The following is a 15,280-nucleotide window of genomic DNA, read 5'->3' as shown; positions in this document are numbered from 1 at the left end:
TACTGGTAAAGTTATTTCCCTTCAAACTTTTTAAGTTGATGTTCATAGTGAGAAGTGTCCTCGTATAATTCTTGGGCTAGTTCGAGGGCTCTCTTCTCCAGTTCAATCGCCGTTTTTCTATTACCCAGCTTGTATTGTAAAGATGCATATGTATCAATCATTGAAGGATTCGGTTGCTGTTCGACAGCTTGCTGCGCCCAGGTAGAAGCAATTTCTAATTGATTTCTGTTGTCAATAAAAAGGTAAAATTTCCATGCAAGTTCGTTCAGCTCTTCCGGATCTTCAACCTCCATCATTCCTACCAGCTCTATGGCATAGTCCGCATATTCGATCCAGTTTTCCTTGAATTCAGCATAATGCAAATTCATCATCAACCTTAAAGTATCTGAGCCTGTGAAACTGACATCTTTAAAAGAATGGAGCAAAGCCCGCATCCCAAAATCATGAAGCTCTTCTGCTTCGAAGATTTCCTGGTACTGAGATAAGTAGGTATCGTATAGCTTGGCGTTAACCACTTTCTGTCCCAGACTATCTTCAAACATTTTTTTGTTCTTGAGTAAATATTGAAACTCTCTACTATAAATATCCCATTGATATGCTGCAAAAACCTGCCATGGTGTATCCATTGTAAGATCTTTTGGCCTGATATCAGATAAATAACTCGATGCAAATCCTTCCGCATCAAGGCATGCATTTTCCAATAATTCAAGATAGTTGAGCATAAAGTCTGTATCTCTCACACCATCATCAAACTTTCTTTCCATTGATAAGAATGTGAGAGAATCTGACAGGGCCTCCTCTCCCAAATAAAGAAACTCATTGGCGTCCATTGCTCCACAACCTCGATGAACGACCTCACTATTTCCATTGATAAATAGGTAGGAAGGAAATACCCCAACCGTATATCTTTCTGCCAATTCTACTCCTGGATAATCTTCCATATCGAGCTGTACATTTATGAAGTTGGAATTATAAAAATTGCTAACCTCAAGATCACCGAATGTATACTCATCCATTTCTTCGCATGGCTCACACCACTCTGCATATGCATTTAAGAAAATCAACTTTCCGCTCATTCGTGCTTTGGAAATCGCCTCATCCCATGAGTCTTCGAACTTGATTTGAGCATTTAATGCTAAAGGAAAAATGAGTAATAGAACGATCAAGTGTTTCATGATGGAAATTTCAACAAAAAACCTCAATATCTGTTTATTCTGTACGGTCAATTGTGCGAAATCGAACAAAGACACAAACCAACCATGAGTTTAACTAATTGATTTACTGATACTTGCAATTCATGGCATAGCTATTGAATTTATAGAGTTAACCAAAACCAAAATCGACATGCTAAAAAACTATCTGATTACGATCTTTCGGCAGATCCAGAAAAACAAAATATTTTCATTTATCAATATTTTGGGTCTGGCTTTGGGCATGGCAGCTTGTCTTGTCATCTCGCAGTATGTAAACTTTCATACTTCCTTTGATAGTTTCCACTCCAATGCTGATCGCATTTTTAGATTAGAATCTGACGCATATAAAAACGGAGAAAATCTGGGCCAGTCCTATAATGCTCCATCCATGATGGGCACATCCCTCCGTGAACAGTCTCCGGTCGTAAAAGAAGTTGCACGATTCTATGATTACAACTACGCAAACAATTCCATTATATACAGTGATGATGACTCCAAGGTTAGCTTTGAGCAACCAGGTGTCTTTATAGCTGATAAAGGTACATTTGAGCTTTTCGATTTCGAGTTTACCGCCGGTAGCCCGGCTAAGTTTGATGAACCTCAAAAAGCTGTCTTAACACGAAAGGCTTCAAAAAAATATTTTGATAATCCGGAAAAAGCCATTGGAAAATCATTCACGCTAAGTGGAAACAATGGGAACCACGAGTATGAATTGATCGGTGTAATAGAAGATATTCCAGAGAACTCTCATATCCAGTTTGAATTACTTCTCTCCTACCCATCTCTGGACAATTATTCGGAAAGCAGACTAAGCTGGATAAACAGTAGCTTCACTACCTATATTCTAGTAAGTGATCCTAATCGTAAAAGCGAGGTGATGTCTGTGGTTACTCAACTACATGAGGAAAACTCCAAAGAATCCTATGCGGCAAATGGCTATGCTGTCGATTATTTTCTTCGACCACTTACCGATATCCACCTTAATGCTGAATTTGAATGGGCGAACAGTGCCGGCGTAGATAGTAAAACGGTATTTGTATTGAGTTTCATTGCTATTATCATCTTGGTAATCGCCTGGATCAACTATATGAATCTATCGCTCGTGCGAACCATGGAACGATTGAAAGAAATGGGTATACGTAAGTGCATGGGATCATCCATGAAACAAATCACTCAACTCTTTATACTGGAGGCTTTCGTAATGAACATCTTGGCGTTTGTCTTAGCCATATTTATGACTCAATTCGGTGAAAAATATTTAATTGAGATGACAGGACTGCCCATATCTGCGCTAATGGACCTGAAGGTACTTACTCTATTATTAGGACTAATCGGAGTTGGCACACTATTGATTGGCTTTTACCCTTACATTCTTTTGAAAACAATGAATGTTGTAAATATTCTGGTTGGAAACCGAGGAAAAGTAGGTGGTGTTAAAATGCGCAAAAGTATGGTTTTCGTACAGTTTATGATCACTTTCATACTTATCGCGGGGACAGTTACGGTCTATAACCAAATCAACTATATGCGGGAAGCAGATCTGGGGATTGATATAGAAAACATCCTTGTGATTAAATCACCTCCAGGTGCTGTACACGCAGATGAACGGCAGGATGTCAAGCGGTTTAACACGCTTAAAACTGAGTTGATTAAATATTCTGGAATAAAAGAGATTACCAATGGAGGTGAAATTCCTGGAGAGCCTGTAGGTTGGGGGGCTAGCTTGCGATTGAAAAATGAGTCCAAGGAGAATTCAGTTTATACCGGATTGATTTCAATGGATGTCGATTACCCTCAATTTTTCAATATTGACCTTGTGGCCGGTCGGGCTTTGAGACAGGGTGATGACCCGTGGAGCAAAGGCGATGTGGTGATCAATGCTAAGCTTGCAGAGCAGTTGGGGTTCAGTAATCCGGAAGATGCAGTTGGATCAGAAATTGATGGATTTTACGGACCAACTTTAAAGGTAAGAGGAGTGGTGGAAAATCATCACCATACTTCTCTGCATAACGATTTTATGCCACTTGCTTACATACTTAGCTCATGGACAGAATTCTACTTCGTCAAGTTGCAGCTGGATGAGAATAATAATTCCGCCAGAAATGCACAATTGAACGATCTTGTCGCTACTGTAAAATCAGAATGGAATCAGGTTTTCACTGATTACCAAATGGACTACTTCTTCCTGGATCGGGCATTTGACGAACAGTATAAAGAAGATATTCGATTTGGAAAGATATTCTCCGGATTCTCAGCATTAGCTATCCTGATCGCCTGCCTTGGGTTGTTTGGGCTTACTTCCTTTAGTGTTCAGCAACGAACCAAAGAAATTGGTATCCGAAAAGTACTTGGAGCAAGTGCCAGAAACCTGATGGTTTTATTATCTAAAGAATACATGGTGCTTGTTGTAGCCGCTTGTTTGGTCAGCTTACCACTCGCCTGGTGGATGATGTCAAAGTGGCTGGAAGATTATACCTTCCGAATAGATCTTGGATGGTGGTTTGTGATCATACCAATTGCGTTTGTGATTGGATTGGCACTACTCAGCATTTCTTCGAAAGTGTTGAGTACGGTTAAGACAAATCCGGTAAAATCATTACGATCAGAATAAAAAACGCCCAATTACCTACTTACTCTACTATGTAAAAACCCCGCTAATGCGGGGTTTTTTATGTAAGCTTCAACTGTACTAATGACTTCACCTAAATGTCAAGTTGAAAAGCAACTATCTATGTATTCTCTAAGAATGGCTTTCAATTATTTTATCATAACTGTTTACAAATCAACTCATTAAGGTGTTCCTTCGGATTGAATAGCGTTTCAGGTTAAGAGTAATAATTTAGGAACCGTAAATTCCTCGAGCATTCATTTTACTTATCGGTCATCAAATCGCGCGGGAGAAAGACCGTAGTGCTTTATTTTCGAGTCTTAAAATGGAAACCGATGGGTAAGAATGTATTTGGACAATCCCTATGGCTTAAGAAGAAAGTCTTTCAAATAGTAGGTAACATGGCTCGTAAGCGATTTCTAGAGCCAAATAATGTGACAATACATGGTGGCGAGGTTATACCCCACCTGCCTGAAAAGGGAGTACTTTTTATTTCTAACCATCAAACCATTTTTACGGATGTAATTACCATGTATCATGTCTTCTTTGCCTCGCTCAACGGACAAATCAATTCAATAGAAAAGAATAACTACCTGAAGGATCCTAAGCTAAACTTATATTATGTGGCAGCACGTGAAACTATGGAAAAAGGAATCCTTCCTAAAGTTTTAGCGCTTGCAGGTGCTGTGAGTGTAGATCGAACCTGGCGCAAAGGAGAAGAAATGATTAAACGTGAAGTAAACCCTGATGATACCAAGTCTATTGGTATGGCAATTAAAGATGGTTGGGTAGTTACATTTCCACAAGGAACCACAAGGCAAGGTGCGCCAGTCAGAAAAGGGACTGCACATATTATCAAGCAATATAAACCAGTGGTTGTGCCGGTTAGGGTAGACGGCTTCAGGGAGGCATTTGATAAGACCGGTCTCAAAAGGCTTAAAACAGGAGTAGATCTACAGGTCAGCTTTAGTGAGCCATTAAAAATTGACTATGACAATGAATCAGTTGAGGAGCTGGTACAAAAGATGGGTAAGGCGATTGGAGAAGAGAATTAATCGCTCCCTGAGACAATCTAAACTTTAATTCGTGAAAAAATTTGGCTAGAAATAAATTGTACATAATGTTTGCTGTATTTGCAAAATATTATCAGAATCTATTATCACCACATGAAGAATTTATTATTTATTGGACTGTTTTTTCTCTCTCCTTTTCCTGGAAATCTATTCCAGGAAAAACTAGTTGATTACCTCAAGCAAAACCAAACTGAAAAGATTTATCTCCACCTTGACAAAAAATATTATGGCTCAGGTGATATCATTTGGTTTAAGGCATACCTAATCAACGCTACAACACATCTTCCAAGTGAAATTAGTGGGACAATTCATATTGAACTGGTTAATAGTGAAGGAGAAGTAATGCAATCTGAGCTTTTAAGAGCTGAAAGCGGGCTATCTCATGGACAAATTAAACTCCCTAAATCAACACCTAGTGGAGTTTATCAAATTCGAGCATATACCAATTGGATGCTTAATTTTTCTCACGAGTTTATCTTCAAAAGGAATTTTGAAGTGATTAATTCTGCCCTGGAAAATTCCAAAGAGAACTATAATAGTGAGAGGAAGATAAAACAAGTTGACTTTTTACCTGAAGGCGGAGATTTAATTGCAGGTATTGGAACGAAATTAGGAATCAGTGCATATGACAGTTTAGGTCATGGTCTTGCAACTGAAGGAGTGATAAAAAATGAGCAAAATGAGCCAGTAGCTACTTTTCAAACAAATAGATTAGGTAAAGGCCTCTCATTTTTAACCCCGAAATCAGATAAGAAATATTATGCTGAAATCAACGGAGCAAAGTTTTCCCTTCCAGAAGTAAAGCAAAAAGGTGCATCCATAACTGTAACTCATAGATACGAATCTGATGACATCATTGTCTCCATTATATCTAAAGGTGTATCTCTTACAAATGGTCATCTAGTAGCACATCGGCGTGGAGAGCCACTTTTCACACATAAGAATGTCAATGAAGCATCCTTTGCTACAAAGTTGAGAAAACAAGATTTGGGAACAGGAATGATACACCTGACTTATTTCAATGATCAAAACATCCCTCTGTGTGAGCGATTGATCTACCCAAACATACCTACACTATTTAATAATGATTTAGAGATAAAGCCAAATGCAGAATCATATTCCAAACGATCTAAAGTACAATTAAACATTAAAATTCCTCAGTCACTTCACTCTGCTTCATTAGTAGTAAATCCCAAACAAGAACAGCACTTTACTGAAAATGATGAATCCATTATTTCATCATTCATGTTGACATCCGATTTGAAAGGAAGAATCGATTCGCCAGGTAGTTACTTTATGGGAACAAAGGAAGCCTATAAGGCCATGGACATGCTGATGTTAACAAATGGATGGTCTCGCTTCAAATGGGAGGATATTCTTGCAGGAAAAGGAGTAGAAAAGACTTTTCCAATAGAAAAAGGAATAACCATTAAAGGGCAATTGGTTGGGTACTATGACCAAACAAAAACAAGAAAAGGAACAATCAAAATGACCACCACCAACAATGGTGTCAAAATTGCTCAAGGAATCACTAATGAAGATGGCAAATTCATCATTTCTGATAATATATTCGAGGATAGCACCAGGGTTATTCTAGAAGCAACCGGATTCAATAAGAAAGGCACAAAAGAAGATGATAATGTAAGTATCAATCTCACCCTTCCAAAAAGACCTAAATCAGACCCCTATTTGAGCGCACCTGATGTAATTGATAATTTCGAACAAACAGTTTCAAAGCAAGCTCAAATTCGAAATGCATACTTCCTTGATGACGAGGCTTCTTTTCTTGATGAAGTCGTGGTAAAGGGAAGGCGAATCGATGAGCGAGTAGAACAAACCCGGAGATACTTAGAGCCAGATAGCAGAATTATCCTTGATTCTATGAGCTTTAGTCCAGCTGGGTCAGTAATAGATCTTTTAAGAAATGTTTCAGGAGTTGTAGTCTCAGGGTATGGTCAAAATCAATCTGTAACAATACGTGGTATTTCTTCAATCAATGGCTCTAGTAGTCCATTGTTTGTTTTAGATAATGTTCCGGTAGATATTTCAGCAATCAGGTCACTACCGGTTCAACAAGTAGATTTTGTGGATGTGTTAAAAGGAACGAAGGCAAGTATTTATGGAATTCAAGCTGCAGGAGGAGCAGTACTGGTTTATACCAAGAAGGGAGAAAGTTTGAGAGCTGCTAAAAAAGCCAAAGGGCTGCTTGTATTTACACATCCGGGATATCATCAAAGCAAAGAATTCTACAGCCCTAACTATGAAATACCAGAAGAGAGTCATTCAATTCCCGACTATCGGTCTACATTGTTTTGGGAACCAAATATTTCCCCTGGTGAAGAGGAAACACAAATTCAATTCTATTCATCTGACCAGGATGGTGTTTTTGATGTGCGAATAGAGGGTCTAATGAAAGATGGAACTCCTTTTGTTGAAAGGTCATCCTTCACTGTCGAATAAAAACAATGAAGCCCCTGACAAACTAATGTCAGGGGCCATTCTTGGCAGAATATGACTAACACCTACTGTTAACCATGCTTTTAGACAGCAGTAAACTGTCACTCTGAAACTGTTGCCGACAAAGGCAGGTTTATTTCAGAGTCTAATGAGCACCCGACGTTTAACTGCCTGATTGGCAATACAAAGTCGGGATGACAAAAGGACTGGTGTCCTTTTGTCAATCCACGTTATCGTGTAAAAACTTATTGTTGCCTAGAATCTGATTTTCTTCATTCAGATTATACTTTGAGACATTACGCTCAGAAGAATGAGGCACATTCTGAAGTTTAACCTTTTTACGCTCATATGCCGGAACATCCAATCGTTCTTTGAACTCTTCAGTTGGCATATCGAACTTCTTGTTATTAAACATCGCCTCACGTTCTGCTCGTTCCTGAGCAAGTCTTACCTGCTTAGAGCTAGGCGAAGCATGAAATGCGTCAGCGATATCTACCTCATCTTCATGGATTTCCTCTTCTTCATCGTGATCAAAACCATCTGTGAAGTCAAACTCAAAAGAACGCTGCTCCGGTTTTTTTCTCCGTTGCTCCTCTTCCTCTACTTCACGCTTTATTTCATCTTTCAGTGAGCTGAATTCATAGTCCCAATCTTCCACTCTATCCTTATCACTCTCATCCTCAATTTCGAACATGAAATCTGATGTATTACCTTTCTTTTTGGAATCGTCTATTTCTTTTTGAGATAGCAGATCAAAACGCTTGGCTTCTTCTTCCTTGGATATGTATTCTCCCTCTTCGTCTACTTTACCAAATCCTGTGGCTATAACAGTCACTCGGATATTCTCACCTAACGAGCTATCCACACCATGACCAAAGATTACTTCTGCATTGTCTCCGGCATATTCCTGGATATAGTCTGTGATATCAGTAAGCTCATCCATCTGGAGCTCTGCTTCCTCACCGGAAATGATTGAAAGTAAGATTTTCTCTGCGCCGTAGATATCCTGCTGATTCAACAGCGGTGAGTTAAGTGCTTCTTCTGCCGCTCTTCTTGCTCTGTTATCACCGATTGTTTTCGCTGATCCCATCACTGCCGGTCCGGCACCTTTCATCACGGTCTTCACATCTTCAAAGTCCACATTTACGTAACCCGGAACGGTAATAATCTCCGCAATACCTTTTGCCGCAGTGGTTAAAACATTGTCTGCCTGGCCGAATGCTTCACTAATGGAAAGATTTCCGTAAATCTCTCTTAATTTATCATTCATGATCACTAGGACAGTATCACAGTATTTCTTCAGTTCCTTGATACCGTCTTCAGCGGCTTTCATTTTCTTCTTGCCCTCGAAAGCAAATGGTGCAGTGACGATACCTACTGTAAGGATATCCAGCTCACTGGCTACCTGCGCAATGACTGGTGCTGCACCGGTACCGGTACCACCACCCATTCCTGCAGTGATAAAGACCATTTTCGTGTCTTGCGAGAGTAGGTCACGAATTTCTTCTTTGCTTTCGATTGCGGCATTTTTGCCTCTTTCAGGATTTGCTCCTGCTCCTAACCCACTGGTCAGGTTTGTTCCTATTTGCAGTTTGCTCGGAACCGCACTGCTTTCCAGTGCTTGATGGTCCGTATTACAAACCACAAACTCTACATCCCGGATCCCCAGGCTGTACATGTGATTAACAGCGTTGCTGCCGCCACCACCAACACCCACCACCTTAATGATGGATTTATGATGTGACGGTAAGTCGAATTGATACATATTTTCTGCCATAATTATAAAGTTTTGAGTTCAGAGTTTCGAGTTTCGAGCCGTCTCGCAGCTCGTAACTATTGACTCGCAACTAGTTTATTTTATCATCAAAATCATCGATTAAAAGGCCTTTCGTTTTCTCTAGAATATTGGAAAAAAACTTATTGCCTTGCTTCATTTTTTTCTTATCTCCTTTGTATGAAGGTGCTTCCGAGTACCTAGCCTGGCGAATGTCCAGTGCTTTAAATCCTGAAAGTACAAGCCCTACAGTAGTTGCGAACATCGGGCTCTTCGCTGCATCCACTTTGCTTCTACCCAGATGTTCGTTTGGATAACCAATGCGCGTGTCTAGTCCTGTCATGTATTCAAACAACTGACTTAGATTAGTAAGCTGCGAACCACCACCAGTCACTACAATACCTGCAGCCAACTTCTTATTGTATCCTGAGCTGATGATTTCTGTATGAACCAGCTCGATGATTTCCTCCATCCTCGCCTCTATAATGTGAGCGAGGTTCTTTATGGAAATTTCCTTTGGTGGACGGTTTCTTAAACCAGGGATCGATACGATCTCGTTCGGACTCGCTTCTTCCGAGATAGCCTTTCCAAATTTAGTTTTTAGCAATTCTGCCTGATGCTCCATTACCATGCAGCCTTGCTTGATATCAGAGGTAATGATGTTGCCACCGAAAGGTATCACAGCGGTATGACGTATGATGTTGTCATAGAATACTGCAACGTCTGTCGTACCACCTCCAATATCTACCAGGCAAACGCCTGCCTCTTTCTCCTCGTCACTTAGCACAGATAAGCTGGACGCGAGTGGTTCCAAAATGAGATTCTCAATCTGGAGCCCAGCCTTTTTCACACACTTGTTTATATTGTTGATTGCGTTGGTTTGAGCTGTAATGATATGGAAGTCAGCCTCAAGCTTTACACCTGTCATCCCAACCGGATCCATGATGCCATCTTCATAGTCTACGATGTAATCCTGAGGCATCACATGAATGATCTCACTACCCGGAGGAGTGACAATACGATGCATGTCACTGTTCAAACGAGCTAAATCCTCAATAGTGATCTCACCGTCTTTATCTTCCCTAGTAATGCCGCCATGATGTACTGCACTTTTGATGTGCTGCCCCGCAATGCCAACATTAACCACACCAATATCAATACCTGACTGTTCGCTTGCTTCGGAGATCGCTTTCTCTATTGCACGAACAGTCTTATCAATATTGGTGACAATTCCACGGATCACACCATCAGATACTGCCTTGCCCATGCCGAGTATCTCGAGCTTTCCGTATTCATTTTTCTTTCCTACAATGGCACAAATCTTTGTGGTGCCAATGTCTAGTCCAACGATGATTTTATCTTCCATAATATTTTTATTTCTCGGTGATTAAACTTAATTCCGTCATTCCCGTGAAGGCGGGAATCTCAAAACATCCCCCTGCTATTATTCTCCCCCTACCCTTCGAAACGCCTAACCGCTCCAGAGGGGGAAAAGATCCTTCGCTTTGCTTAGGATGACACACTAAAATGATATTTCCAACTATGTTGGTCATTCACATATAATTTGATTCTCAAACTTCAGATTTACCCGATCGTAGGTATTCCATCCTTTCTTCGGTAAAATCTCCTTATAAAAAGTCATCAGCTTTGAAAACTTTCTTTCTAAATCTTCAGGCTTACCAAACTCAACAACCTGCTTCGTTACCTGAGGAAACAGTTCTATCTCTCCATCTTTTCTAATGAAGATATGTGCAATCTGGGCTTTCCAGAATTCATCCTTTTCAATAAAAGTTAGCAGCTCAAATACCTGCCTTCCAAACTTGCTTTCATTCAGGTTTTTCTCCCACATGAATTCAAATTCCGTTTCCATTAATGGTACCCGAGCGGTATGTTTCGCATTAATCGGGAGCACCCGACCATCTTCATCGATGTATCTATCCTTTTTCCCATCAATGAAAAGTCTTGCTATCGGCTTACTCTGCTCAACTTTCACCTGTAAATTCCCCTTCAGGTCTCGATATACCTGAGCATCCTTCACAAATGGATTGGTTTCCACTCGTTCTTCCAGCACTTTTGGATCAAGATCCCCCATTTCCACACCTATGACATAATCTACACTCTTATCTGTCATCAGATCAACAACCTCCAGCTGATCAGTAAAAAATATTCCCTCCTGATCAAAGATTTCAACTTTTACATTCTCCACAGACCTCCCATTATTTTTTATTCCTGCAAAGGTGATCAGCGTAAGCAAAAGCAACCCGCTGAATGAGTAGATCAGTATGTTTTTCTTTTCTTCCTTACTCATCTTCTTCACTTTTAGGATTAAACTTATTTTTCATGTACTCGGCGATTTTCGGAACCTCACGGTCAATGTCACCGGCCCCTATGGTCACCACTATATCCAGATTATGATCTTCTAGTTCTTGCAGCAAGTAGTCTTTAGTCACCATCACCTTATTCTCATTCTCCATCAGATCATAAATTGACTTGGAACTCACCCCTTCGATCGGTTCCTCCCTGGCAGGATAAATGTCCAGCAGAATCACGTCATCTGCTTTATCCAGTGCCTCAGCAAAGCCTTTCTTGAAATCGTTTGTCCGTGAATACAAGTGCGGCTGAAAAATGGCTGTGATCTTTCGCTTGCCTGCTAATGATCTCACAGACTTAAGAAATGCATTGATCTCTTCAGGATGATGCGCATAATCATCTATCAGCGTAGCTTGTGGACTTCTAAAGACGTACTCAAACCTTCTCTTTACTCCCTTATAGGATCGCATCAGTTTGCGAATTTCTCGTCCTTCCATACCCATATCTACAGCTACAGTGATAGCTGCTAAAGCATTCTCCACATTATGATACCCCGGAAACTCCAGGTGCACATCTGATATTTTTTCCATCCCATAGCGATAAGTGAATACAAAAGCACCATTCACAATTCGAAGTGCATCAGCTACCGCATCACCATTTCGTATGGCGTAAGAGACGTATTTATTACCTGGGTTAATCTTGAACCCAGCCTCAGAATGCATTAGCACTTTCCCATCCTTTGGCGTCTTCTTCACAAACTCCTCATAGGTATCCAGCATAGCTGTTTCATCTCCATAGATATCCAAATGATCCGGATCTAAGGAAGTGATGATGGTATAGTTAGGATTCAATCGCATGAATGAACGATCGTATTCATCCGCTTCCACAACTACTGGAGCATTATCATCCCCAATTATCAGGTTATTGCCTGTATTTGCCATGATCCCACCAACAAACGCCGAACAGCCTTTACGGGAATGACTCAACAAGTGAGCGATCATGGAAGTAGTCGTGGTTTTACCGTGCGTTCCAGCTACAGCAATGGTGAAATGATTTTCTGTGATCATTCCGAGTACTTCTGATCGCTTCATCACTGTAAAGCCATTATCACGGAAGTAATTAAACTCAATGTGATCTTGTGGGATAGCAGGCGTATAAACGATCAATGTACCTTCTTTTTCCAGGAATTTATCATCAATCAAATCCAGCTGATCTTGATAATGCACGTCAATTCCTTCCCCAACAAGCTTTTTGGTCAGATCGGATTCCGTCTTATCATATCCGGCCACCGCCTTCCCTTTCGCATGGAACCAACGAGCCAATGCACTCATGCCGATACCTCCGATACCGATAAAATAGGCGCTATTTACTTCGTTGAGCTTCATGATTGATGATTGGTTTTAAACATCCACCTGCTTACACACGAATCCAACACACCCCCGAAGCGTCGAACCGCCTTCAAAGGGGGAATAGATCCTTCGCTGCGCTCAGGATGGCAAAATTGAACTATATGTTCTCCAGCTAATTTCATTCCTCAACCAATTTTACCACTTCGTTTGCGATATCCATGGCCGCATTTTCATGCGCCATAGCTCCAATATTCTTTGACAGCTTTTGCTGTCGATCTTTATCTTTTAATAAAGCAATGGCCTCATCAATAAGCTTGTCCATGGCTTCATTGTCCTTTACCATTTCAGCTGCGTCATTATCTACTAATGCTTTGGCATTGATCGTCTGATGATCCTCAGCAACATTTGGAGAAGGGACTAAAATGGACGGCTTTCCAGTCAGCATGAGTTCTGCAATGGATAGTGCGCCTGCTCTCGAAATCACCACATCAGCACAGGCATAGGCAAAATCCATCTGAAAAATGAAATCCTTAAGAATGACCTTTCCACCTTTATCTTCTACTCTCCCTTTCATTTCATCATGGTAGTAACCACCACATTGCCAGATCAACTGAATATCCTCTTTTGCAAGCCTCTCTAAACCATCAAGAACGCTTTCATTCAATGTTCTTGCTCCCAAGCTTCCTCCTATTACCAGTAGTGTTGGTTTAAACTCATCCAGCTCAAAATGCTTGAATGCCTCAGCTTTTCGATTAGGATTAAGCTTGATAGTCTTTCGTACCGGATTTCCGGTTACTACTATTTTATTAGCAGGAAAGTACTTTTCCATTCCTTCATGAGCCACACATATCGTTCGAGCTGATTTAGATAACCATTTATTGGTCAGTCCGGCATAGGAGTTTTGCTCCTGAATTAGGATCGGAATTCCTTTTTTACCCGCTACATATAGCAATGGTCCGCTTGCATATCCTCCTACTCCTACCACCACATCAGGATTGAATTTCTTGATCAACTTAGATGCTTGCCGAATGCTCGACAAAAGCTTGAATGGAAACATTAAATTATCTGCAGAAAGCTTTCGTTGAATGCCACTGATCCATAATCCTTCGATCTCAAAACCAGCCTCAGGCACTTTCTTCATCTCCATCTTGCCTTTGGCACCCACGAACAAAATGTCCACCGACTGAAGCATATCCTTCAATGCCTGGGCAATGGAAATTGCCGGGTAGATGTGGCCACCTGTGCCACCACCGCTAATCATTATCCGATATGTTCGTCCCTGTTCGATTATGCTGCTTCTTTATATTGGTTTCCAATCGTTCCTCCAAAATTGTCTATCTCACCTCTACTCACACTGAGAATAATGCCCAGCGCCACTCCGGCAAAAAGCTGAGAGGTACCTCCCATACTGATAAATGGAAGAGTTAATCCCGTAACCGGTCCAAGTCCCACTGCAACTCCCATATTTACCAGTGCCTGTATGACCAGCGCAAAGCTTAGTCCTGCGGACAGCAGTCCGCCATAAGCCCTGTCATTCTGTTCTGCTGCCTTCATTCCCCGATACAATAGAGCGAGGTATAGAAAGAGAATGAGTATACCACCAATTAATCCGTACTCTTCTAATATGATCGCATAGATGAAATCTGAGTATGGGTGCGGCAAGAAATTTCGTTGATCACTTTGCCCAGGCCCCTTACCTATGACACCACCGGAGGCAATTGCGATATATGCCTGCTTCGCCTGATATGGTGTATCGTTATTGATAAAGTCTTCTACCCTTGAGATAGCTGTTCCACCTCTTTGGCCAACCATGAATGCCACAGATCCAAATGATGCACAAATCACTACGAGCATCGCCAGGTATTTCACAGGGATCCTACCAATGAAAAGAACCAGCATGCATGTAAGGAATAATAGGATCGCTGATGAAAAATTGGTCAGTGCAATCAATCCACAGATCAATCCGATCCAGAATAGCATTGGAACAATGGCTTTTTGAAAATCATCAATGGATCGCTGACGCTTGGATAGCATACTCGCTAATGTCACTAGTAGGGCAAGCTTCGCTAAGTCTGAAGGCTGAAATGCCTGATTGATTACCGGGATCGTTAACCACCGGGATGCTTCGTTGATATTGGTACCAAACATCCAGGTAAACAGAAGAAGTGGCACACAGAGCCATAGAACAAGGCGTGAAATTTTAGAGTAATAACGATAATCGATGCGGTGGGCAAGCCAGATGGCTATCAAACTCACCACCACCAAAACCGAGTGCTTGATCAAATAGTACTCTGTGTTGCCATCCATCATTTTGTAGGCCAGGCTGCCGGTGGCACTATACACCACCAAAATGCTAAATAAGGAAAGGATCAGCACGATGAACCAAATCACCGGGTCGCCTTTCAGGTTTCGATATGCCCAATTTTTTACTTCATTCATACTTCTTCATTTTTGAGGTTCAACATCCCCCTGGTTTCATTTTGTAATACAATCCTCCCCCTAACCCCCTCCAAAGG

10 protein-coding genes are annotated in these 15,280 nt (G+C 41.0%); 3 read left to right on the top strand and 7 right to left on the bottom strand.

The genetic code is table 11. The features are described from left to right. Window positions 1-11: 11 nt before the first annotated feature. Window positions 12-1,175 carry a DUF255 domain-containing protein gene (locus tag ACQK2H_RS07470; protein WP_425390809.1) on the bottom strand — a complete coding sequence of 388 codons (1,164 nt, stop codon included), beginning with the start codon at window positions 1,173-1,175 and terminating at the stop codon, window positions 12-14. A 169-nt stretch (window positions 1,176-1,344) separates the two neighbouring features. On the opposite strand from ACQK2H_RS07470, the gene ACQK2H_RS07465 reads away from it, so the two are divergent. The 3 genes from ACQK2H_RS07465 (at window position 1,345) to ACQK2H_RS07455 (ending at window position 7,334) form a co-directional block, all read left to right on the top strand. Continuing rightward, window positions 1,345-3,804, top strand: a complete 2,460-nt coding sequence (locus tag ACQK2H_RS07465; RefSeq protein WP_425390808.1) for an ABC transporter permease — start codon at window positions 1,345-1,347, stop codon at window positions 3,802-3,804. Between the two features lie 332 nt (window positions 3,805-4,136). Continuing rightward, window positions 4,137-4,856 (top strand): lysophospholipid acyltransferase family protein, encoded by a 720-nt coding sequence (locus ACQK2H_RS07460; RefSeq protein ID WP_425390807.1) that lies wholly within the window; start codon window positions 4,137-4,139, stop codon window positions 4,854-4,856. Window positions 4,857-4,967: 111 nt separating this feature from the next. Continuing rightward, on the top strand, window positions 4,968-7,334 hold the full coding sequence (locus tag ACQK2H_RS07455; RefSeq protein WP_425390806.1) for a TonB-dependent receptor plug domain-containing protein: 2,367 nt from the start codon (window positions 4,968-4,970) through the stop codon (window positions 7,332-7,334). 217 nt (window positions 7,335-7,551) lie between these two features. Here ACQK2H_RS07455 and ftsZ read toward each other — a convergent pair whose 3' ends face one another. The 6 genes from ftsZ to ACQK2H_RS07425 form a co-directional block, all read right to left on the bottom strand. After that, the gene (ftsZ, locus tag ACQK2H_RS07450; RefSeq protein ID WP_425390805.1) at window positions 7,552-9,108 is read right to left on the bottom strand and encodes a cell division protein FtsZ; all 1,557 of its coding nucleotides are present in this window, start codon (window positions 9,106-9,108) and stop codon (window positions 7,552-7,554) included. A 70-nt stretch (window positions 9,109-9,178) separates the two neighbouring features. Then, window positions 9,179-10,471: a cell division protein FtsA gene (gene ftsA / locus ACQK2H_RS07445; RefSeq protein ID WP_425390804.1), complete on the bottom strand. Its 1,293-nt coding sequence runs from the start codon at window positions 10,469-10,471 to the stop codon at window positions 9,179-9,181. A 183-nt stretch (window positions 10,472-10,654) separates the two neighbouring features. After that, a complete protein-coding gene (locus ACQK2H_RS07440; protein WP_425390803.1) occupies window positions 10,655-11,413 on the bottom strand; it encodes a cell division protein FtsQ/DivIB in 759 nt (252 codons plus the stop codon). Next, the gene (murC, locus tag ACQK2H_RS07435; protein ID WP_425390802.1) at window positions 11,406-12,800 is read right to left on the bottom strand and encodes a UDP-N-acetylmuramate--L-alanine ligase; all 1,395 of its coding nucleotides are present in this window, start codon (window positions 12,798-12,800) and stop codon (window positions 11,406-11,408) included. The genes ACQK2H_RS07440 and murC overlap by 8 nt, the downstream gene beginning before the upstream one ends. A gap of 142 nt (window positions 12,801-12,942) precedes the next feature. Then, on the bottom strand, window positions 12,943-14,025 hold the full coding sequence (murG, locus tag ACQK2H_RS07430; protein WP_425390801.1) for an undecaprenyldiphospho-muramoylpentapeptide beta-N-acetylglucosaminyltransferase: 1,083 nt from the start codon (window positions 14,023-14,025) through the stop codon (window positions 12,943-12,945). A gap of 26 nt (window positions 14,026-14,051) precedes the next feature. Beyond that, window positions 14,052-15,203: an FtsW/RodA/SpoVE family cell cycle protein gene (locus ACQK2H_RS07425; RefSeq protein ID WP_425390800.1), complete on the bottom strand. Its 1,152-nt coding sequence runs from the start codon at window positions 15,201-15,203 to the stop codon at window positions 14,052-14,054. Window positions 15,204-15,280: the final 77 nt, after the last annotated feature.

The sequence above is a fragment of the Ekhidna sp. genome, assembly GCF_965228795.1.
In the GTDB taxonomy this organism is placed as follows: domain Bacteria; phylum Bacteroidota; class Bacteroidia; order Cytophagales; family Cyclobacteriaceae; genus Ekhidna.
This window is presented reverse-complemented; position numbering and strand designations above follow the sequence as displayed.

Excerpts from the sequence above, each read along its gene's own strand:
- ACQK2H_RS07470 (WP_425390809.1), bottom strand. The coding sequence starts at position 1,175 with ATGAAACACTTGATCGTTCTATTACTCATTTTTCCTTTAGCATTAAAT.
- ACQK2H_RS07465 (WP_425390808.1), top strand. The coding sequence starts at position 1,345 with ATGCTAAAAAACTATCTGATTACGATCTTTCGGCAGATCCAGAAAAAC.
- ACQK2H_RS07460 (WP_425390807.1), top strand. The coding sequence starts at position 4,137 with ATGGGTAAGAATGTATTTGGACAATCCCTATGGCTTAAGAAGAAAGTC.
- ACQK2H_RS07455 (WP_425390806.1), top strand. The coding sequence starts at position 4,968 with ATGAAGAATTTATTATTTATTGGACTGTTTTTTCTCTCTCCTTTTCCT.
- ftsZ (WP_425390805.1), bottom strand. The coding sequence starts at position 9,108 with ATGGCAGAAAATATGTATCAATTCGACTTACCGTCACATCATAAATCC.
- ftsA (WP_425390804.1), bottom strand. The coding sequence starts at position 10,471 with ATGGAAGATAAAATCATCGTTGGACTAGACATTGGCACCACAAAGATT.
- ACQK2H_RS07440 (WP_425390803.1), bottom strand. The coding sequence starts at position 11,413 with ATGAGTAAGGAAGAAAAGAAAAACATACTGATCTACTCATTCAGCGGG.
- murC (WP_425390802.1), bottom strand. The coding sequence starts at position 12,800 with ATGAAGCTCAACGAAGTAAATAGCGCCTATTTTATCGGTATCGGAGGT.
- murG (WP_425390801.1), bottom strand. The coding sequence starts at position 14,025 with ATGATTAGCGGTGGTGGCACAGGTGGCCACATCTACCCGGCAATTTCC.
- ACQK2H_RS07425 (WP_425390800.1), bottom strand. The coding sequence starts at position 15,203 with ATGAATGAAGTAAAAAATTGGGCATATCGAAACCTGAAAGGCGACCCG.